We start from the raw sequence: 19,921 nt of genomic DNA on the forward strand, positions 1-19,921 counted from the left end.
TGGCGTGACTCTGCTCAGTACCTCGGCCCTCCTCGCCGCGGAGGGCGCTGCCCCCGTGGTGGAGGCGACCGACGTCGCGTCCTGGGGGTGGTTGCTCATCGCCCTCCCGCTCCTCGGCGCTGCGCTCCTGCTCGTCGGCGGACGGATGACCGACAGGTTCGGCCCCGGCCTGGCCACCCTGCTGTCCTGGGGATCCTTCGCCGTCGGCCTGATGATCTTCCTGCAGATGCTCGGGGCCGACCCCGAGCAGCGGTCCATGACCAAGGACCTGTGGCACTGGGTGCCGGCGGGCGGCTTCGACCTGAAGGCCGGGATCCTGCTCGACCCGCTCTCGATCGCGTTCGTCCTGCTCGTGACCTTCGTCGGATCGCTCATCCACGTCTATTCGCTCGGCTACATGGAGCACGACCCCGACAAGCGCCGGTTCTTCGCCTACCTCAACCTGTTCGTCGCGGCGATGCTCACCCTCGTGCTCGGCAACTCCTACCTGATGCTCTTCGTCGGGTGGGAGGGCGTCGGCCTGGCGTCCTACCTGCTCATCGGCTTCTGGAACTGGAACCCGCCGTACGCCTCGGCCGCCAACAAGGCCTTCATCGCCAACCGGGTCGGCGACGTGGGCATGATCGTCGCGATGATGGCGATGTTCGCCGCCTTCGGGACGGTGTCCTTCGCCGGCGTCGACGCGGGCGTCCAGCACGCCAGCCCCGCCCTGCTGACCTTCATCGGCCTGGCCCTGCTGCTGGCGGCCTGCGGCAAGTCGGCACAGTTCCCGCTGCAGTCCTGGCTCGGTGACGCCATGGCCGGTCCCACCCCGGTGTCCGCCCTGATCCACGCGGCGACGATGGTCACCGCCGGCGTCTACCTGGTGGTCCGGTCGCACGCGATCTTCAACGCGGCGCCGAACGCCCAGCTCGCCGTCACGATCGTCGGAGCCATCACGCTGACGCTCGGCGCGATCATCGGCTGCGCCAAGGACGACATCAAGAAGGCCCTGGCCGCATCGACGATGTCCCAGATCGGCTACATGATGCTCGCCGCGGGCCTGGGCCCGGTGGGCTACGCCTTCGCGATCTTCCACCTGCTGACGCACGGCTTCTTCAAGGCCGGGATGTTCCTCGGGGCCGGCTCGGTCATGCACGGCATGGGGGACCGGGTCGACATGCGCACCTTCGGCAACCTGTCCGGCAAGATGCCGACCACCTGGCTCACCTTCGGTGCCGGCTGGCTGGCCATCATCGGCTTCCCGTTCCTGTCGGGCTTCTGGTCCAAGGACAAGATCATCGAGGCCGCGTTCATCGGCGAGGGCTGGCGACCCTGGGTCTTCGGCTCGGTCACCATGCTCGTCGCGGGGCTGACCGCGTTCTACATGTCCCGCCTGTTCTTCATGACCTTCCAGGGCCGCCGCCGCTGGCTGGCGCAGGACCACCCGCACGAGTCCCCGGCCACCATGACGGTGCCGATGATCATCCTCGCCATCGGCTCGGTCGCGCTCGGCTTCGTCCTCAACTTCTTCGGCTTCACCCACTGGCTCGAGCCGGTCGTCGGCGGGCACGGCGAGGAGCACCCGGTCCTCCCGGTCCTCGCGATCACCCTCCTGACCCAGCTGCTCATGGTGATCGGCGTGGCCGTCGCCTGGATGAAGTACTGGCGCGACGAGGTGCCCGTCGTGGCACCCCGCGGCTCGGTCCTCACCCGCGCTGCGCGTCGCGACTTCTACCAGGACGACGTCAACGACGGCCTGTTCGTCCGGCCCGGCAACGGCCTCATCAGCGGCCTGCGCTCGGCGGACAAGAACGGCGTCGACGGCGGGGTGCTGGGGCTCGGCGAGGTCGTCGAGGCCACGTCCAACGGCGTCCGCAAGCTGCAGAACGGCTTCGTTCGCTCCTACGCCCTGACGATGCTCGCCGGCGTCGTCGCGATCCTCCTTGCTCTGTGGGTGGTGCAGTGATGTCCAACGTCCCCTGGTTGACCGCGATGCTGGTGATTCCCCTCGTGGGATCGCTGGTCGTGGCCTGCCTCCCGTCCTCTCTCGCGAGCAAGGCCAAGCAGGTCGCGCTGGGCTTCTCGCTCGTGACCCTGGTGGTCGGGATCGTCGCGGCGCTGCGCTTCGACACCGACTCGAGCGCGCTGCAGCTCACCGAGCAGCACCAGTGGATCCCGTCCTTCGGCGTGTCCTACGCCGTGGGGGTCGACGGCATCTCGCTGAGCCTGATCCTCATGTCCCTCGTCCTCGCCCCGGTGTGCATCCTGGCCGCCTGGCACGACGCGCCCGAGGGCGGCAGCAGGGAGAAGACCTACTTCGCGCTGCTGCTGTCGCTGGTGCCGTTCATGGTGGGCGTCTTCGCCGCGACCGACGTCTTCCTGTTCTACGTGTTCTTCGAGGCCATGCTGGTCCCGGTCTACTTCCTCGTGGCCGGCTACGGCGGAGCCCGCCGCCGCCAGGCCGCGCTGAAGTTCCTGCTGTTCTCGCTGGCCGGCGGCCTGGTCATGCTCGTGGCCCTGATCGCGCTGTACGTCCACGGCCCCGGTGGCGCCGACGGCTTCATGATCACCCGCCTGGTCGGGCTCGAGATGAGCCCGATGGCCGAGCGCCTGATGTTCGTGGGCTTCTTCATCGCCTTCGCGATCAAGGCCCCGATGTGGCCGCTGCACACCTGGCTGCCCGACACGGCCGAGGAGGCCACCCCGGCCACCTCCACGCTGCTCGTCGGTGTCCTGGACAAGATCGGCACCTTCGGGATGCTGCGCTTCTGCCTCCCCTTCTTCCCGGACGCGTCCCGCTGGGCCGCCCCGGCGATCCTGGTGCTGGCCCTGATCTCGATCTTCTACGGCGCCTTCCTCGCGATCGGCAGCAAGGACATGCTGCGGCTGATCTCCTACACCTCGATCAGCCACTTCGGCTTCATCGTGCTGGGGATCTTCGCCTTCACGATCACCGGCGGCAACGGCTCGGCGCTCTACATGGTCAACCACGGCTTCACCACCGCGGCGCTCTTCCTGATCGTGGGCATGCTGATCCGCCGTGGTGGCAGCGCCAAGATCCCGGCCTACGGCGGCTGGCAGCGGGTCACCCCGGCCCTGGCCGGGTGCTTCCTGGTCGCGGGTCTCTCCGGTCTGGCCCTGCCGCCCCTCGGAGCCTTCGTGTCCGAGTACCTCGTCCTCGTCGGGACCTACCAGCGGCACCACGTGATCGGCGGCATCGCCGCGGTCGCGGTCATCCTCGCGGCGCTCTACATCCTGCTGATGTACCAGCGCGTGTTCACCGGCCCCCGGCCCGAGGGTGTCGACCGGGTCCGTGACCTGACCGGCCGCGAGAAGGTCGTCATCGTGCCGCTGATCGCGAGCTTCCTCGTGCTCGGCCTGTGGCCGAAGCCCGCGCTGGACGTCGTCAACCCGGCCATCACCAAGACCCTGCAGACGGTCGGCATCGCCGACCCCGCGCCGTCGACCGGCGCGCAGGCCACCTCCGAGGGGAGTGCCAAGTGAGTGCGTTGGTCAGCAGCCTGGTGGCTGTGACCGGACTGTCCGGTATGCCGCAGGCCGTCCTGCCTGCCGCGGACTTCCAGGTGACGTCCATCGACTACGCGGCCGTGTCGCCCGTCCTCGTCGTGGCGATCGCCGCGCTGGTCGGTGTGCTCGTGGAGGCCTTCGTCAAGCGCGAGCTGCGCTACCGTGTGCAGGTCGTCGTGGCGCTGCTGGGTCTGCTCGGCGCCTTCGCCGCCCTCGTGACGTGCGCCAACGACGGCTGGGTCTCGACCGCCGCGGGTGCCGTCGTGGTCGACGGGCCGACGCTCCTGATCCAGGGTGCGCTGCTGATCCTCGGTGTGATGAGCGTCCTGACGATGGCCGAGCGGTTCGACTCGTCCGCGCCGGACGCGTTCACGCAGTCCGCGTCGTCCGCCCCCGGCTCGCACGGGGAGTCGATGGCCCTGCGTCTCGGCGCCACCACCACCGAGGTCTTCCCCCTCACGATGCTGTCCATGGTCGGCATGCTGCTCTTCCCGGCAGCCGGTGACCTGGTCGTGATGTTCGTGGCGCTGGAGGTCCTCTCGCTCCCGCTGTACGTCCTCGCCGGGCTGGCCCGCCGCCGCCGCCTGCTGTCGCAGGAGGCCGCGCTGAAGTACTTCCTGCTGGGTGCGTTCTCGTCCGGGTTCTTCCTGTTCGGCGCCGCCCTGCTCTACGGCTACTCGGGCACCGTGCGGCTGGCGGGCATCTCCCGCGCCATCGGCACGACGATCGGCATGGAGGGGCTCCTGCTGCCGGGTGCCTTCTTCCTCATGGTGGGTCTGCTCTTCAAGGTCGGCGCCGTGCCGTTCCACTCGTGGACGCCGGACGTCTACCAGGGCGCCCCGACGCCGGTCACGGGCTTCATGGCCGCCTGCACCAAGCTGGCGGCGTTCGGCGCCCTGCTGCGCCTGCTCTACGTCGGCCTCGCCGGCGACCGGTGGTCCTACCTGCCGGGCCTGTGGGTCGTCGCGATCCTGACGATGGTGGTCGGTGCCGTCCTGACGGTCACGCAGACCGACATGAAGCGGCTGCTCGCCTACTCCTCCATCGCCCACGCCGGCTTCATCCTGGTCGGGGTGCTGTCGTTCGACCGCAGCGGCGTGATCGGCACGATCTTCTACCTCGTGGCCTACGGCTTCATGACCATCGCGGCGTTCGCCATCGTCTCCCTGGTCCGCCGTGGCGGGTCCGAGGCGACCACGATCTCGCAGTGGTCCGGGCTCGGACGCAGGCACCCGGTGACGGCCGCGGTGTTCAGCTTCCTCATGCTGGCCTTCGCGGGCATCCCGCTGACGTCGGGCTTCACCGCGAAGTTCGCCGCGTTCTACCCCGCCGTCGCCCACGGTGGGGGCATGGGCACCGTCCTCGCCGTCGTCGGCGTCCTGTGCTCGCTCGTCACCGCGTTCGCCTACCTGCGGGTGGTGGGTGCGCTCTGGCACGGCGACCGCGACGGCTTCACGGCCGAGGTCGTCATGCCGTCCGTGGGGAGCACCATCGCCATCGCCCTCGGCGTGACGGTCACCCTGGTCCTCGGAGTCTTCCCGACCCCGCTGCTGGACCTGGCCGGACGTGGGGCCACGTTCCTCCCATGACGGGCATGCCGCTTCCCGTCGGGGCGCCCGCCGAGGGCGCCCCGACCGTCGCCCTGGCCACGATGCCGGGGGCGAGCCCCGAGCTCATGGACCGGCTCACCTCGGGGCTGCAGTCCGTCGAGGCCCGGATCCGGGCCGAGGTCGACCACGAGGACCCCTTCATCGCCGGGGCCTCCGCGCACCTGCTGTCGGCGGGCAAGCGGTTCCGTCCCATCCTCACGCTGCTCGCCGCCGAGCTGGGCGGCGGCTTCAGCCGCGACGTCGAGACCGCCGCCGCGGCCGTGGAGCTGACCCACCTGGCGAGCCTCTACCACGACGACGTCATGGACGAGGCCGAGATGCGCCGCGCGGTGGTGTCCGCCAACGCCGCCTACGGCAACTCCACGGCGATCCTCGTGGGGGATCTCCTCTTCGGGACCGCGTCCAAGATGATCGCCGAGCTCGGGCCCCTCGGGGTCCGCATCCAGGCCGAGACCTTCGTGCGCCTGTGCTCGGGCCAGATCCGTGACGACCGCGCCTGCCCCGAGGGGACGGACCCGGTCGACTACTACCTCGGCGTGCTCGAGGACAAGACCGGGGTGCTCATCGCCACCGCGGCGCGCTACGGCGCCATGTTCTCCGGGGCGGGGGAGGAGGCCGAGCGCATCCTCGAGGCCTACGGCGAGAAGCTCGGTGTCGCCTTCCAGCTGGCCGACGACCTGCTGGACATCACCTCTGACGACTCCGGCAAGGAGCCCGGCACCGACCTGCGCGAGGGTGTCGACACCCTGCCGGTGCTCTACGTCAAGGCGTCCACCGACCCCGCCGACGCCCGTCTGCAGGAGCTGCTGTCCTCGGACCTGCGCACCGACGCCCAGGCGCACGCCGAGGCCCTGGGGCTGCTGCGCACCCACCCGGCGCTGGATCGCGCCCAGGCCTACACCCGTCAGGTCGCCGAGGAGGCCCAGCGAGTCCTGGACCCGCTGGGCGACGGCGAGGCGGTCCGGGCCCTCCGTGCTCTCGCGGCCAGCGTGGTGGACCGCGAGGTCTAGCCCTACCTGTCGGTAGGCCGGTGAGGACAATCACGCCCCAGGAGGGGCGGCCGCGCCCTAGAGTGCGCTCATGACCGCCTCCGCCCCGGCCCGGGACCTGCGCGCCGACGAGCTGCGTCTCGCCCTCGCCGGACGGGAGGCGCCGTTCGCCGTCGTCGACCTTGATGCGTGGGACGCCAACGCCCAGGACCTGCTGCGACGGGCCGGGCGGCTGCCCGTCCGGCTCGCGACGAAGTCGGTGCGATGTCGTGCCCTGGTGGAGCGGGCCCTCTCCCGGGGATTCAGCGGCGTCCTGACCTACAGCCTCGACGAGGCACTGTGGCTCGCCGACCAGGGGGTCGACGACCTGCTCGTGGCCTACCCGCCGGTCGGTCTCGACTCGCTCTCGCGCCTCGCCACGCACCCCCCGTCGCGACACGGTGACCGTGATGATCGACCACCCCGATCACGTCACGCGTCTCGCCGCGGTGGTGCGAGAGGCCTCGGCCGGCCCGATCCGCGTGTGCCTGGACCTCGACGCATCGCTGAGGATCGGCCCCGTGCACCTGGGGGTGCGACGCTCCTGCCTGCGGACCCCCGAGGCCGCCGCGGCCGCCGCGCGGGCGGTCCTCGCCCGCCCCGAGCTGCGCCTGGTCGGCGTCATGTCCTACGACGCCCAGGTCGCCGGGCTCCAGGACAGCTCGCCCGCGGTCCGGCTCGTCAAGGCGGCGTCGGTCCGCGAGCTCCTGGGACGTCGTGCGGCGGTGGTGACCGCCGTCGAGGACGTGCTGGGTCACCCCCTCGAGCTGGTCAACGGCGGCGGCACGGGCAGCCTGCACCTCTTCGCCGACGGACCCGGCCACCACCGAGCTGGCGGCCGGCTCAGGACTGATGTCACCGCGCCTATTCGACGGCTACGACGCCTTCCGCCACCGGCCCGCGGCGTGGATCGTGCTCCCGGTGGTGCGGCGACCCGCGAGGCGCGTGGCGACGTGCTTCTCCGGGGGCTATGCCGCCAGCGGCGCGGCGGGACGCGACCGGCTGCCGAGCCCGGTGTCGCCATACGGCCTCCCGCTGCTCGGGGCCGAGGGCGCCGGGGAGGTCCAGACGCGCGTGACCGGACGAGCCGCCGAGGACCTGCGGATCGGCGACCACGTGTGGTTCCGGCACGCCAAGGCCGGCGAGCTGTGCGAGCGCGTGGACCGGCTGCTGCTGGTCAGCGGGACAGAGGTGGTCGACGAGGTGCCGACCTATCGCGGCAAGGGGAGGGCCTTCGGATGAGCACGTGGACCAACTGGAGCGGCAACCAGAGCTGCCGACCCGCGCGGGTCCTCACCCCCGTGGGGGTGGACGAGGTGGCGCAGGTCATGGCCGACGCCGCTCGAGACGGGCTGCGGGTCAAGCCGATCGGGGCCGGGCACTCGTTCACCGCCATCGGCCTCACCGACGGCGTCCAGGTCAGCCTCGACGCGCACACCGGGCTGGTCGCCGTCGACCGGGACTACGGCCGGGTGCGGGTGCGTGCCGGGACGCGCCTGTGCGACCTCAACGCGCTCCTGGAGGCGCAGGGGCTGGCCATGGCCAACCTCGGCGACATCGACCGGCAGTCCGTCGCGGGCGCGCTGTCGACCGGCACCCACGGCACCAGGCCACCCTGCCCGGGCTGGCCGGCCTCGTGGAGGCGCTGGAGATCGTGACCCCGGACGGGCGCGTGCGCCGGTGCGACCGGCAGCGTGACCCGGACCTGTTCCACGCGGCGCGCGTCGGGCTGGGCGCCCTCGGCATCGTCACCGAGGTGACGCTCGCGTGCGTACCGGCCTTCCGCATCGAGGCGCGGGAGGAGCCGGCCGGCCTGAGCGCCGTGCTCGCGCAGCTGGACGAGCACGTCGACGGGCACGACCACTTCGAGATGTTCTGGTTCCCGCACACCGACCGGGTCCTCGCCAAGCACAACCGGCGCCTGGCCCCCGACGACACCTCCGGCAAGGCCCTTCCGCGCTGGCGCTACCTGCTGGACGACCAGCTGCTGTCCAACGGTGTCTTCGACCTGACCTGCCGGCTGTCGGCGCGCGTGCCCGCCACCACGCGGCCCATCAACGCCGTCGCGAGCCGGGCCCTGTCGGCCCGCACCTACACGGACTCCTCCTACCGGGTGTTCGCCAGCCCGCGGACGGTCCGCTTCACCGAGAGCGAGTATGCCGTGCCGCGTGCCGCCCTCCCGGAGGTGCTGCGGGACCTGGACCGGTTCATCGAGCGCTCGCGCGAGCACGTGGCCTTCCCGGTGGAGATCCGGTTCGCCGCCGCCGACGACGCGTGGCTCTCGACGGGCTACGAGCGGGCCAACGCCTACGTCGCCGTCCACCACCACCGCTCGGTCGACCCCCGCCGCTACTTCGCGGCCTTCGAGCAGGTCGTCGCCGCCCACGACGGTCGCCCGCACTGGGGCAAGATGCACACGCTCGGCGTCGACCGGCTGCTCGAGCTCTACCCCCGGCTCCCGGACTTCCTGCGGCTGCGCGACGAGCTCGATCCCGACCGGCTGCTCGGCAACGACTACCTCACCCAGGTCCTCGGCAGGTGACGCCAGCAGGGTGGCGCCACGGGGCGCCGGGCGCACGCGGGTAGTCTGGGCGCGGCGGGGCCGTCCCGTCCCGGACCGCTGGAGGACCCCGCACGCATGTCGACCGTCGAGGTGGCGCACCCCGCCGCACCCCACGGCCACGGCGGCGGTCGCGCCCGTCGGGGCGTTCGTGCCACGTGGTCCCGGGCCACCCGCGAGGAGCGGGGCGTGGGACTCGCCTCGCTGGGTCTCGTGCTGTGGTTCCTGGTGCGGGCGCGGTCGGGGGCCGACCTCTACGACGGCTCGCACGTCATCGCCCTCGCGCAGCGCATCGCCCAGGGCGACCGGTTGTTCGCCGACGAGATGAACGCGCAGGCCGTCGGCTCCGCCGCCGGGGCGCCGTTCGTGTGGGCGTGGACGCACCTGTTCGGGCAGGCCTACCTCGTCCTGGCCTACCGCTACTGCTACATCGTGGTGGCCGTCCTGGTCGGTGTGCTGTGCTACCGCGCCCTGCGCACGCGGTTGCGCCCGCTCGTCGCGTTCCCCGCCGTGGCGGGAGCGTTGATGGTGACGAGCTACCACGTGGTCGGGCTGTCCTACAACACCGTCCCCACGCTGGCCATGGTCGTCCTCACCTGCTGCGGCCTCGCGGCGGTGCTGGGCCCCGGGGCGAGCGCCCGGCGCTGGGTGGTGCCCGTCGGACTGACCGCCCCCCTCGGCGCGGTCAGCCTGCAGTCCCTGCTCCCCGCCGTGGGGCTCAGCCTGCTCGTGCTCGTCGTGCTCCTGTGGCGGGGTGGGCGCCGCGACGCCGTGCTCTGGCTCGTCGGGACCGCCGCGGTGGTCACCCTCCCGGTCGCGGTCTACTTCCTCGGCGTCATCGGCTGGTCGGCGATCAGCGACACCCTGGACTACACCGTGCAGTACCAACGACCTCGCTCCGGCCCGCTCGAGCGGCTGGGGTTCACCTCGATCTCCTGGCTCAAGGAGCTGGTGACCCCCGTGCGACTCCCCGCGGTGCTGCTGGGGCTCAGCGCGGCCGTGCCCCTGCTCTCCGCACGGTGGCGGCGTGGGGCCGTCACCTGGTTCCCCGTGGTGCTGGGCGCCACCAGCCTGCTCGCGCTGCTCGTGCACGACGTCAACCTGATGCGCTACGTCGGGTCCGTCCAGCTCTACACCGCCCTGGTCATGCTCCCGGTCTGCCTGTGGTGGGTGCGGTCCCGAGGTGACCGCGAGGTCGCGACCCTGCTGCTCCTCGCCGCCCCCACCGCCCTCGTCGGCCACCCGATGGTCGCCGCCACGACCTTCGCGGGCCCGTGGTACGGCGAGTTCCCGCCCGCCTCCGTGGCGCTGGCCATCGCGACGACGGTCGGCGCCGGCCGGGTGGTGGAGCGGATCAGCGGCCCGAGCGACGTGAGCGCGCTCAAGCGCTACGCCCTCGTCTCGGTGCTCGCGATCCTCGCGTCCCAGTTCGCGACGAACTTCTACGGCAGCTCGCCCTGGGCGGCCCGGACACCGGCTCCGGCCGGGGCCTACGGCGGGCTCTACAGCGGCGGGCGCGAGCTCGCGCACCTGCGGATCGTGCAGGACACGACCGACACCTGGGTGCGGCCGGGCGAGAGCCTGCTCGTCTACGGCGCGGTCACCGGCGCCTTCCTCACGTCGGGCGCGCGGGCGGACACCAACATCGTGTGGCTCGAGGACTTCGGCGAGCAGGGCCGCTACACCACCGACTGGATGCGCCGGACCGGTCGGGTGCCGGACGTGGTGCTCGTCTCCACCGACGGCATCCACGGCGACGGGATCGAGGCCATGGCCCAGCGCGACCCCATCCTCGCGACCTTCGCCGGCACCCACCGGATCGTCGCCGGCATCGGCTACTTCAGCCCGGGGCAGTTCCGCAGCGAGGCGGGGCTGGTCGTCCTGCGTCGCGTCGGCACCTGATGCATCAGGGGGAGCGGCGACCCGATGCCCCGTCGGCGTCGGCGCCCGGGACTAGCCTGGAGGGGCACACCACCCCACGAAGGACGACCTGCCGATGACACCTGCCTCGCGACCCACGTCGGTGGGGTTGGCGTCCTGGCTCGGCCTGCGCGAGGCGTCCCTGCTGCTGGCGTGCGCTCCCGCGGGCGGGCTCCTCGTGGGCGCGGTGGACCTGGCCACCTCCTCCGGCTTCGCCGACCTCGGTATGGCGCTGGGCTTCGCTCTGGTGGCGGCCTTCTACACGGCACAGCTGGCGGTGACGCTCGGACGGCCGGGGTGGACCGACACGTGGTGGGCGCCCGTCATCCTGACGACGTCGGCGCTGTCGTCCCCGCTCTTCACGACCTTCCTGGTGGATCCGCGGCCTCCCATCGTGTGGTTCTGGCTGCTGGAGCCCGTGGTCGTGCTGGCGGCCTACCTGTGCCGACCCGCCCACGCCGCCCTGGTCACCGTCGGGTGCCTGGGCTGCGGCTGGATCTTCCTGGCGCTGAGCGACGTCGACGTGGCCCGCCACGCGCACGAGGTGGTGGCGGGAGCGGCGGCGATCGTGATGCCCGGTGTGGTGGCCGCGCTGGTCCTCGGACGGGTGCGGCGCCGGGAGCGGTCGGTGCTCGAGCAGACCCGGTTGGACCCGGTCACGGGGGTGCTCAACCGGCGAGGTCTCGAGCACGAGCTGAGCGAGTGGTCGGAGCGGGGGCGGGGAGCCGAGCCGGTGTGCCTGGTGTCCATCCACCTGGACTCCTTCGACGAGGCCGCCTCGGCGTGGGGCGGAGCCGCTGCCGACCAGGTGATGGCCAGGGTTGCCGTGGCCCTGGAGCGCGCCTACCACCGCAGCCACCTCGTCAGCCGGTTCGTCGACCACGAGTTCATCGTGGTCAGCGACATCGACCCCGACCTGCTCGTGCCGTCCCTGCTGCGCGCGGTGCGGGTGGCCAGCCCGCAGCGCCCGGTCACCGCCAGTGCCGGCGTCGTCTGGGGCATCCCCCTGGACCTGCTGGCCGAGGGGCAGCTCGTCCCGATGGTCGAGCGCGCCCGCCAGCGGGTCACCGCCGCGCAGCTGTCCACCGGGGGGATCGACGCCCAGCAGTTCGAGCCCGAGACCTATGTCCCGGTCCCGGTGCCCCAGCCGGTGCCGGCGGCGCCTCCCCGGCAGGAGGAGCCCGACCAGCCCGACCTCCCGGGCAGCGATGCCCGGGTGCTCGGGTGGTGGCTGGCCGGCACCGGCATCCTGCTGAGCGCGGTGCCGCGGCGCCCCGATCAGTCGAGCCCCGTCGACCTGCTCGTCTACGCCGCCTGCCTGGCGCTCGCCTGCGGGGGGATGTGGGTCGCGCAGAGCGACACGGGTCACCCACGGGTGGGGCGCCTCCTGGTGACGCTGACGCTCCCTGTCACCGTCATGGTGGTGATGAACGTGCCCACGGTCGAGGCGCGCTACCTCGTGGTGGTGCTCGCGGCCTACCCCGCGACCATCGCGGGCGTGCTCCTGGACCGGGTGTGGGCGCAGTGGATGGTCGTGCTCCTGCCGGTGAGCTTCGTCCTGGCCACGGCGGTGGGTCCCACCGCGCTGCCGCACGCCCTTAGCATCACCATCCTCGCGGTCGGGCTGGTCGCGGTGACGGCGCTGCTGGCGGCCATGGTGCGCCGCCGCCGCCTCACCTCGCTCAACCGGCTGCACGTGCTCACCCTCACCGACCCGACCACGGGGGTGCTGACCCGGGCGGGCCTCGCCCGGGAGTTCCTCGACCTGCCGCCCGCCCGCCGGACGGGGATCCTGCTGACCTCGGTGCTGCCCCGCGGGGGCGAGGGGCAGGGCACCGCCCTGGAGGCCGACCTCGCCCTCGTGGCGACGAGCCTGCACGAGCTGGCGCGGGGGAGGGGCGTCGTGGGCCGGGTCAGCGGACGCGACCTGGTGCTCGTCGTGCCCGGCGCGGACCGCCTGGCGCTGCTGCGGCGTCGCCTCCAGCAGGACCTGGGGGAGCGGTCCTCCGAGGTGGAGGTCCTGGTGGGGCTGGCCTACACCGACGACCACACCGAGGGTGGGCTGTGGCAGGCCGTCAACGAGGCCGACGAGGCCGTCCGGCGCCAGAGCCACGGCGACGCCGGGCCCTCCCACCTCGTGCCCGCCGACGTGACGCCCTGACCGTCGGCGCCGCCCACGAACCCACCCGGAACGTTCGCGGGCGCACCGGCGTTGTTCCTGGCATGCATCGGCACTTCAACGGTCTCAAGACCGCTGCGCTCTTCGGCGTCATCTGGGCGCTGCTCCTCGGCCTCGGCGCCCTCATCGGCAACGGCCGCTACATCTGGCTGTTCGCCCTGGTCGGCCTCGGCATGACCTTCTACTCCTACTGGAACTCCGACAAGCTGGCGCTCAAGGCCATGCAGGCCTACCCGGTCACGCGCGAGCAGGCCCCGGCGATGTACCGCATCGTCGAGGAGCTGTCCGCCAAGGCCGGTCAGCCGATGCCCACGCTGTGGATCTCCCCGACCGAGGCGCCCAACGCCTTCGCCACGGGGCGCAACCCCCAGCACGCGGCGGTGTGCTGCACCGAGGGCATCCTGCGCCTGCTCGACGAGCGCGAGCTGCGGGGGGTCCTCGGCCACGAGCTGATGCACGTCTACAACCGCGACATCCTCACGAGCTCGGTGGCGGCCGCGATCGCCGGCGTCATCACGAGCGTCGCGCAGATGGCGATGTTCTTCGGCGGCGGCAACGACGAGGACCGCCCCAACCCGGTGGTCATGATCCTCATGGCGCTGCTCGCCCCGCTGGCCGCGAGCCTGATCCAGATGGCGATCTCCCGCACCCGCGAGTTCGACGCCGACGAGGACGGCTCCTCCCTGACCGGCGACCCGCTCGCCCTGGCCTCGGCCCTCAAGAAGCTCGAGCTCGGCGTGGCCCGGGCGCCCCTGGCGCCCCAGCCCGACGTCGTGAACGCGAGCCACATGATGATCGCCAACCCCTTCCGCGCGCAGGACGTCAGCAAGCTCTTCAGCACCCACCCCGCCACTGCCGACCGGATCTCCCGGCTCGAGCAGATGGCCGGCTACCACGGGCGCTGACCGCGGCCGTCTGACCGCGCCCGTTCGGGCCTCGTGACGCAGCGCCGTATGCCGCCGGCCCGCGGCATACGGCACTGCTGCCTGTCGCCGACCCACCGGCACGACCCGGGGTGTGAAACGGTGGGCCCATGACCAGCCTGACCCGCACGGAGGCGCGAGGGCGCGCCACGACCGTGAAGCACCCCCGCTATGCCGTCGAGCTCGACCTCACCCAGGGCGAGACGACCTTCGGCAGCCGCACCGTCCTCACCTTCGCCGCCACCCCGGGCGAGAGCACCTTCGTCGACCTCAAGGCGACCGAGCTGCAGGAGGCGACGCTCAACGGTGAGCCGGTGCCGTCCGACGCCCTCGCCGACGGTCGGCTGCGACTGACCGGCCTGGCCGCCGACAACGAGCTCGTCGTCCGCGCGACGATGAGCTACAGCAAGGACGGCTCCGGCCTGCACCGGGCGGTCGACCCGGCCGACGGCGAGCACTACGTCTACGGCCACTCGTTCATGGACGCGGCGCCGCGGGTGTTCGCCTGCTTCGACCAGCCGGACCTCAAGGCACCCTGCACGTTCACCGTGACCGCGCCGAGCGACTGGGTGGTGATCGGCAACGGCGCCGCGACCCGCGAGGGCGACGTGTGGCACCTGGCCGAGACGGCGCCGATCGCGACCTACTTCGTGTCGATCTGCGCCGGCCCCTACGTGAGCGTCACCGAGGAGCACGACGGGATCCCGCTGGGCCTCTACGCCCGCCGTTCGATCCGGGCCCAGCTCGAGGCCAACGCACCGCGGGTCCTGGAGGTGACCCGCCGCAGCTTCGACTACTTCCACGAGCTGTTCGGGATCCGTTATCCCTTCGGCAAGTACGACCAGGTGTGGGTGCCGGAGTTCAACGCCGGCGCGATGGAGAACCCCGGCTGCGTGGTCCTGCGCGACGAGTACCTCTTCCGCTCCCGCGTGACCGGCGCCGAGCTGCTGTCGCGGGACAACACCGTCAGCCACGAGATGGCGCACATGTGGTTCGGCGACCTGGTGACGCTGGCCTGGTGGGACGACCTGTGGCTCAACGAGTCGTTCGCGGAGTACATGGCCAGCCGGTGCGTCGTCGAGAGCGGGCTCTACCCCGACGCCTGGTCCGACCAGGGGATCGTCCGCAAGGCCTGGGGCTACTCCGCCGAGCGCTCGCCGTCGACGCACCCGGTGGCGGGCAACGGCTCCGAGGACGCCCTCGCCGCCCTGCAGAACTTTGACGGCATCTCCTACGCCAAGGGGTCCGCGGTGCTGCGGCAGCTGATCGCCTACATCGGCGACGAGGCGTTCGTGGCCGGCGTGCGGGACTACCTGCAGCGGCACGCGTACGGCAACGCCGAGATGAGCGACTTCTTCGCGGCGATGGAGCGGGCGCACGGCGCCTCGCTGACCGACTGGACCGACGCCTGGCTGCGCACGGCGGGGCTCGACGCGATCCGTCTCGACGTGGACTGCGCCGACGAGTCCGACCTCGTGCGGCGCGCCGAGCTGGTCAAGGTCGCTCCCGAGGCGCACCCGGCGCGGCGCTCGCACGCCCTGGACGTCGCCGGCTGGACCGACGGGGTCGAGCAGGTGCGGGCACGGCTCACCCTCGACGAGGACCGCCGCGTGGTGCACGAGCTGCTCGACCGGCCGCGCCCGGCGATCCTCGTGCCCAACGCCTCCGACCTGACCTGGGCGACGGTGGTCCTGGACGAGGACACGCTCCGGCGCCTGCCCGAGCAGCTCGCCCAGGTCGACGACCTGGCCGCCCGCGTCGTGTTCTGGAACGCCCTGCGCGACGGCGTCGCCCTCGCGACGGTCGACCCGCGCCTGGTCGTCGACGTGTTCTGCGCGGCCTGGCCCCTGGAGACGGACGACTCGGTGCTCTCGGCGGCAGGGCGCTACGTCCCCGAGGTGGTCGTCGCCGTCTACCTCCCCGCCGACGAGCGCGCCGAGGCCCGGGTCCGCGTCGCCGAGGCCGGTGCCGCCGCCCTCGAGGCCGCGGAGCCCGGCTCGACCCGGGCGCTCGCGGCCGCGCGGGTGGTCGCCTCCACGTCGCGCGACGAGGAGCTCCTGCGCCGGTGGTATGCCGGGAGCGACCTGCCCGCGGGTCTCGAGGGTGACGCCGACTTCCGCTGGCTCGTCGCCACGACCCTCGCCGGCGACGGCGCGCTCTCGGTCGAGGAGCTGGAGGAGGCGCACGCGGCTGACGCCACGGTCACGGGCACGCTCGCGTGGCTCGGTGCGCGAGCCGCGCGACCCCACGGCGAGGACAAGGCGTGGGCCTGGGCGGAGCTGACCGAGCAGCGGGGTCGCTCCAACCACGAGATGAACGCCCTCGCCGGGTCCTTCTGGCGCAGCGGAGACACGGCGGTGCTGCGGCCCTACGTCGAGCGCTACTTCGAGGACGTGCCGGCGATGTGCGCGTGGGTGGGCGACGACGCGATGGCCCGGGTGGCCAAGCTGGCCTATCCCGTGCAGCTCGCCGAGCCGGAGACGCTGCAGCGGTCGCAGGACGCGCAGGACCGCTCGGACCTGACGGCGGCGGTGCGGCGCGGGATCGTCGACCAGGAGTCCGTGCTGCGCCAGGTCCTCCGCTCCCGCGACACCTTCTAGACCTACCTCAGGTAGTCACGTCCGCCTGGGTTGGCACGCCAGGCGGACAGACCTACCGGGGGTAGAGGCATCGGCCGGCGTTCGTTCGCCAGGCTGATGCCTCTACCCCCGGCGGGTCAGCGGATCAGGGGCAGCAGGCTGACGACCACCGCCACCACCGGCACCGCCACGACGGTGGTCACCGCGACCACGCTCGCCACCATCTCCGAGTCCCCCCGGAACTCCTCGGCGAGCAGGAACGCGTTGACCGCCGTCGGCATCGCCAGCGCCAGCACCAGCGACTGGGCCGACAGCGTAGGCAGCGGCAGCAGCACCGCCACGGCGAGCCCGAGCAGCGGCAGCAGCAGCGACCGCAGCCCCACGCTCACCAGCACCGGGGCGGTCAGGTGGATCCGACGTGACTGCCCCAGCTGCACTCCGAGCTGCAGCAGCACCAGGGGTATGGCGGCGGCCGAGAGCAGCTCGATGCCCCGCATGACGCCGATGGGGACCGTCATACCGGCCAGGCGCACCACGGTGGCGGCCACGAGAGCCCACAGCACGGGCAGGCGGACGAGCGACCGCAGCCCTGCGCCCAGCCCGTCGTGCGAGCCGTAGAGCACGGGCCCGATCGTGAACATCACGACCACCGACACGATGAACAGGACCAGGGCCTGGTCGAGCCCCGGCTGGCCGAGGGCGAGCAACGCCACGGGCAGCCCGAAGTTGCCGTTGTTGCCGATGACGGTGCAGGCCACCACGCCGCGGCGGGTGCGCCCGGGCCAGCGACCGCCGACCGCCCAGGCGACGAGCCCCGCCAGGACGTTGGCCGCGACATAGCCCGCGACCAGCCACACGCCCTGGCCGGGGGACACCTCGGTCTTGACGATCGAGGTGAAGGCCAGCGCCGGCGTCAGCCCGTGCATCCCCACCTTGTTGAGGGTCTGCCGGTCCAGGGCGAACGACCGCGCCAGCACGTAGCCGACCGCCGCCACGAGCACGACGGGCAGCACGACCTGGACGAGGGCAGCAAGCACCCCGGCAGGCTATCCAGCGCTGCCGGGGTGCGGGCGTGCGTCTCGGTGCTCGGCTCAGCGGCGGTTGGTGAACTGCACCGCGAAGTCGAGGTCGGCCTCCCGCACCAGCTGCTGCACGGCCTGCAGGTCGTCGCGCGACTTGGACGAGACCCGCAGCTCGTCGCCCTGGATCTGCGCCTTGACCGACTTGGGGCCCTCGTCGCGGATGAGCTTGGAGATCTTCTTGGCGTTGTCCTGCGTGATGCCGTCGCGCATGGCGCCCTCGAGGCGGTATTCCTTGCCCGACGGCTTGGCCTCCTTGTCCTCGCCGAAGTCGAAGGACTTGAGCGAGACGCCGCGGCGCACCAGCTTGGTCTCGAAGACGTCGAGGACGGCGGCGCAGCGTTCGGGGGTGTTGGCCTTGATCAGGACGTTGTCGCCGCTCCACTCGATGGACGCGCCCACGCCCTTGAAGTCGTAGCGCTGCGACACCTCCTTGGACGCCTGGTTGAGCGCGTTGTCGACCTCCTGCTTGTCGACCTTGCTGACGATGTCGAACGAGCTGTCCGCCATGGGCTCCTCCTGCTGGTCTGACCGGCCTGGCTCGCGCGGCCGGTCTGGGTTGTCGTGCGGGTCGTCGGTCCCGTCGAGTCTACGGATTCGGCATACCTGCTCGTCGTTGCTATGCTTTCCGACGCACCATGGCGGGTTGCCCGAGCGGCCAATGGGAGTGGACTGTAAATCCATCGCGAAAGCTACGAAGGTTCGAATCCTTCACCCGCCACCACAGTGTCACGCTGCACAGGAACGGCCCAGGATCTCCACGTCCTGGGCCGTTCTGCTGCGTCCGGTCGGGGGATCCGGTGGCGCACGTCCGGTCACCGGTGGCGGTCCGCCCCCTGACCAGGTGAGATGGGGTCATGTCCCAACCGCTGTCGGGGGTCGTCGTCGTCTCCCTGGCCGTCAACGTGCCCGGCCCGGTCGCCGTGGCGCGCCTGGTCGACCTGGGCGCGCGGGGGACCGTGGTGCAGCCTCCCGCCGGTGACCCCCTCGAGCGCTACGCGCCGGGGTGGTATGCCGAGCTGAGCCGCCGTCTCGAGGTGCTGCGGCTCGACCTCAAGGATCCCGGCGGCCGGCGTGAGCTGGACGAGCTGCTCGCCGGCGCAGACGTGCTGGTCACGGCCACCCGGCCGGCGGCCCTGGCCCGGCTCGGGTTCGACTGGCCGCACCTGCACGAGGCCTTCCCGCGACTGGTCCACACCTCGATCGTGGGGCGGGCCGGGGAGCGCGCCGACGTGCCCGGTCACGACCTCACCTACCAGGCCGCCGCCGGGATCCTCGCCCCTCCGGCCGCCCCGCGCACGCTGGCCGCTGACCTCGCGGGCGCGGAGCGGGCCGTCAGCGAGACCCTGGCCGGGCTGCTGCTGCGGGAGCGGACGGGGGAGGGGACCCTGCGCGAGGTGGGGCTGGGCGACTGCGCCGACGACCTCGGGGCGCCGGTGCGCCGCGGGATGACCACGCCCGGCTCCCTGCTGGGGGGCGGCTTCGCGGGATACGGCCTGTATGCCGCTCGCGGGGGCCACGTCGCGCTGGCCGCCCTGGAGCCGCACTTCTGGGCGAGGGCCGAGGAGCTGCTCGGGGCGGACCACGCGCAGATCGCCGCGACGCTCGCCGGGCGCTCGCCGGACGAGTGGGAGGCCTGGGGCGAGGAGCACGACGTGCCGCTGGCGGCCGTGCGGGAGCCCGAGCGGGACCCCGCCTGCGAGCACGAGCACGAGCACGAGCACGAGCGCGAGGTGACGGCATGACGCGCTACCTCGACGACCTCGGCCTGCCCGTCGTCATCGACGGGACGCCGCGACGCGTCGTCAGCCTCGTGCCGTCCCTGACCGAGGCCGTCGCCTGGAGCGCCCCCGACGCGCTCGTCGGCGCCACCGACTGGTGCACGCACCCCGCCGACCTCGACGTCACGCGGGTGCGGGGCACCAAGAACCCCGATCTCGACGCGATCGTCGCGCTGCGCCCCGACCTGGTCGTCGCCGAGGACGAGGAGAACCGCCCCGCGGACCTCGCCGCGCTGCGCGACACGGGGATCCCGGTGTGGACCACGCAGATCCGCACGGTCGACGGGGCGCTGCGCTCCATGGCGCGCCTCGTCGACGCCCTCGAGGTGCCGCCGCCCAGCTGGCTGGACGACGCGCACGACGCCTGGGCCGCGCCCACGCGCGTCGACCCCGCGAGGAGGGTGCGCGCCGTCATACCGATCTGGCGTCGTCCCTGGATGTTCGTCGGCCAGGACACCTATGCCGGGGACGTGCTGCGCCGGCTCGGCGTCGACAACGTGCTGCGGGGGCACGACGAGCGCTATCCCGCGGTGCCGCTGGACGAGCTGCCCGGAGCGGACCTGGCGATCCTGCCGGACGAGCCCTACCGGTTCACCGACGACGACGGCCCGGAGGCCTTCGACCCCCTCCCGAGCGCGCTCGTCGACGGCCGCTCGCTCACGTGGTACGGCCCGGCCATGATCGGCGCGCCCGAGCGGCTCGTCCGCCAACTCCGAGGCCGATGAGCAGACGGGGCGGCTCTAGGCTGGGGG

15 protein-coding genes and 1 tRNA gene are annotated in these 19,921 nt (G+C 72.3%); 14 read left to right on the top strand and 2 right to left on the bottom strand.

Annotation, left to right across the window (positions count from 1 at the left end):
• Nucleotides 1-4: 4 nt before the first annotated feature.
• From nuoL to pepN, 11 genes are all read left to right on the top strand, one after another.
• On the top strand, nt 5-1,948 hold the full coding sequence (gene nuoL, locus B4E97_RS18830) for an NADH-quinone oxidoreductase subunit L (RefSeq protein WP_029211284.1): 1,944 nt from the start codon (nt 5-7) through the stop codon (nt 1,946-1,948).
• Nucleotides 1,948-3,486 carry an NADH-quinone oxidoreductase subunit M gene (locus B4E97_RS18835; RefSeq protein ID WP_019286407.1) on the top strand — a complete coding sequence of 513 codons (1,539 nt, stop codon included), beginning with the start codon at nt 1,948-1,950 and terminating at the stop codon, nt 3,484-3,486. The genes nuoL and B4E97_RS18835 overlap by 1 nt, the downstream gene beginning before the upstream one ends.
• A 44-nt stretch (nt 3,487-3,530) precedes the next feature.
• Nucleotides 3,531-5,099, top strand: coding sequence for an NADH-quinone oxidoreductase subunit NuoN (gene nuoN, locus B4E97_RS18840; protein ID WP_286961294.1), 1,569 nt, complete (start codon nt 3,531-3,533; stop codon nt 5,097-5,099).
• Between the two features lie 5 nt (nt 5,100-5,104).
• Nucleotides 5,105-6,130, top strand: coding sequence for a polyprenyl synthetase family protein (locus B4E97_RS18845; RefSeq protein ID WP_051274069.1), 1,026 nt, complete (start codon nt 5,105-5,107; stop codon nt 6,128-6,130).
• Nucleotides 6,131-7,000: 870 nt separating this feature from the next.
• On the top strand, nt 7,001-7,390 hold the full coding sequence (locus tag B4E97_RS19055) for a hypothetical protein (RefSeq protein WP_349681198.1): 390 nt from the start codon (nt 7,001-7,003) through the stop codon (nt 7,388-7,390).
• Nucleotides 7,387-7,806, top strand: coding sequence for an FAD-binding protein (locus B4E97_RS19060; protein WP_308191363.1), 420 nt, complete (start codon nt 7,387-7,389; stop codon nt 7,804-7,806). Before B4E97_RS19055 ends, B4E97_RS19060 begins: the two co-directional genes overlap by 4 nt.
• Nucleotides 7,785-8,690: a D-arabinono-1,4-lactone oxidase gene (locus B4E97_RS18855; RefSeq protein ID WP_313666820.1), complete on the top strand. Its 906-nt coding sequence runs from the start codon at nt 7,785-7,787 to the stop codon at nt 8,688-8,690. Before B4E97_RS19060 ends, B4E97_RS18855 begins: the two co-directional genes overlap by 22 nt.
• Nucleotides 8,691-8,786: 96 nt before the next feature.
• Entirely contained in the window at nt 8,787-10,610 is a 1,824-nt protein-coding gene (locus B4E97_RS18860; protein ID WP_286961259.1) for a hypothetical protein, read from the top strand.
• A 94-nt stretch (nt 10,611-10,704) separates the two neighbouring features.
• Nucleotides 10,705-12,789: a GGDEF domain-containing protein gene (locus tag B4E97_RS18865; protein ID WP_286961260.1), complete on the top strand. Its 2,085-nt coding sequence runs from the start codon at nt 10,705-10,707 to the stop codon at nt 12,787-12,789.
• A gap of 62 nt (nt 12,790-12,851) precedes the next feature.
• A complete protein-coding gene (gene htpX / locus B4E97_RS18870) occupies nt 12,852-13,712 on the top strand; it encodes a zinc metalloprotease HtpX (protein ID WP_019286402.1) in 861 nt (286 codons plus the stop codon).
• Nucleotides 13,713-13,840: 128 nt separating this feature from the next.
• Nucleotides 13,841-16,330: an aminopeptidase N gene (pepN, locus tag B4E97_RS18875; RefSeq protein WP_286961261.1), complete on the top strand. Its 2,490-nt coding sequence runs from the start codon at nt 13,841-13,843 to the stop codon at nt 16,328-16,330.
• A 116-nt stretch (nt 16,331-16,446) separates the two neighbouring features.
• Here pepN and B4E97_RS18880 read toward each other — a convergent pair whose 3' ends face one another.
• The gene (locus B4E97_RS18880) at nt 16,447-17,346 is read right to left on the bottom strand and encodes an AEC family transporter (protein WP_286961263.1); all 900 of its coding nucleotides are present in this window, start codon (nt 17,344-17,346) and stop codon (nt 16,447-16,449) included.
• A gap of 54 nt (nt 17,347-17,400) precedes the next feature.
• Nucleotides 17,401-17,898 carry a YajQ family cyclic di-GMP-binding protein gene (locus B4E97_RS18885; protein ID WP_019286399.1) on the bottom strand — a complete coding sequence of 166 codons (498 nt, stop codon included), beginning with the start codon at nt 17,896-17,898 and terminating at the stop codon, nt 17,401-17,403.
• Nucleotides 17,899-18,028: 130 nt separating this feature from the next.
• Here B4E97_RS18885 and B4E97_RS18890 point away from each other — a divergent pair.
• From B4E97_RS18890 to B4E97_RS18900, 3 genes are all read left to right on the top strand, one after another.
• A tRNA-Tyr gene (locus B4E97_RS18890) sits at nt 18,029-18,112 on the top strand.
• Between the two features lie 133 nt (nt 18,113-18,245).
• On the top strand, nt 18,246-19,133 hold the full coding sequence (locus B4E97_RS18895) for a CoA transferase (RefSeq protein WP_286961265.1): 888 nt from the start codon (nt 18,246-18,248) through the stop codon (nt 19,131-19,133).
• A complete protein-coding gene (locus B4E97_RS18900; protein ID WP_286961267.1) occupies nt 19,130-19,894 on the top strand; it encodes a helical backbone metal receptor in 765 nt (254 codons plus the stop codon). The genes B4E97_RS18895 and B4E97_RS18900 overlap by 4 nt, the downstream gene beginning before the upstream one ends.
• Nucleotides 19,895-19,921: the final 27 nt, after the last annotated feature.

It is taken from the genome of Arsenicicoccus sp. UBA7492, assembly GCF_002479615.1.
In the GTDB taxonomy this organism is placed as follows: domain Bacteria; phylum Actinomycetota; class Actinomycetes; order Actinomycetales; family Dermatophilaceae; genus Arsenicicoccus; species Arsenicicoccus bolidensis.

Coding starts and splice junctions, on each gene's coding strand:
- B4E97_RS18835 (WP_019286407.1), top strand. CDS start 1,948: ATGTCCAACGTCCCCTGGTTGACCGCGATGCTGGTGATTCCCCTCGTG.
- nuoN (WP_286961294.1), top strand. CDS start 3,531: ATGCCGCAGGCCGTCCTGCCTGCCGCGGACTTCCAGGTGACGTCCATC.
- B4E97_RS18845 (WP_051274069.1), top strand. CDS start 5,105: ATGCCGCTTCCCGTCGGGGCGCCCGCCGAGGGCGCCCCGACCGTCGCC.
- B4E97_RS19055 (WP_349681198.1), top strand. CDS start 7,001: ATGTCACCGCGCCTATTCGACGGCTACGACGCCTTCCGCCACCGGCCC.
- B4E97_RS19060 (WP_308191363.1), top strand. CDS start 7,387: ATGAGCACGTGGACCAACTGGAGCGGCAACCAGAGCTGCCGACCCGCG.
- B4E97_RS18860 (WP_286961259.1), top strand. CDS start 8,787: ATGTCGACCGTCGAGGTGGCGCACCCCGCCGCACCCCACGGCCACGGC.
- B4E97_RS18865 (WP_286961260.1), top strand. CDS start 10,705: ATGACACCTGCCTCGCGACCCACGTCGGTGGGGTTGGCGTCCTGGCTC.
- htpX (WP_019286402.1), top strand. CDS start 12,852: ATGCATCGGCACTTCAACGGTCTCAAGACCGCTGCGCTCTTCGGCGTC.
- pepN (WP_286961261.1), top strand. CDS start 13,841: ATGACCAGCCTGACCCGCACGGAGGCGCGAGGGCGCGCCACGACCGTG.
- B4E97_RS18885 (WP_019286399.1), bottom strand. CDS start 17,898: ATGGCGGACAGCTCGTTCGACATCGTCAGCAAGGTCGACAAGCAGGAG.
- B4E97_RS18895 (WP_286961265.1), top strand. CDS start 18,246: ATGTCCCAACCGCTGTCGGGGGTCGTCGTCGTCTCCCTGGCCGTCAAC.
- B4E97_RS18900 (WP_286961267.1), top strand. CDS start 19,130: ATGACGCGCTACCTCGACGACCTCGGCCTGCCCGTCGTCATCGACGGG.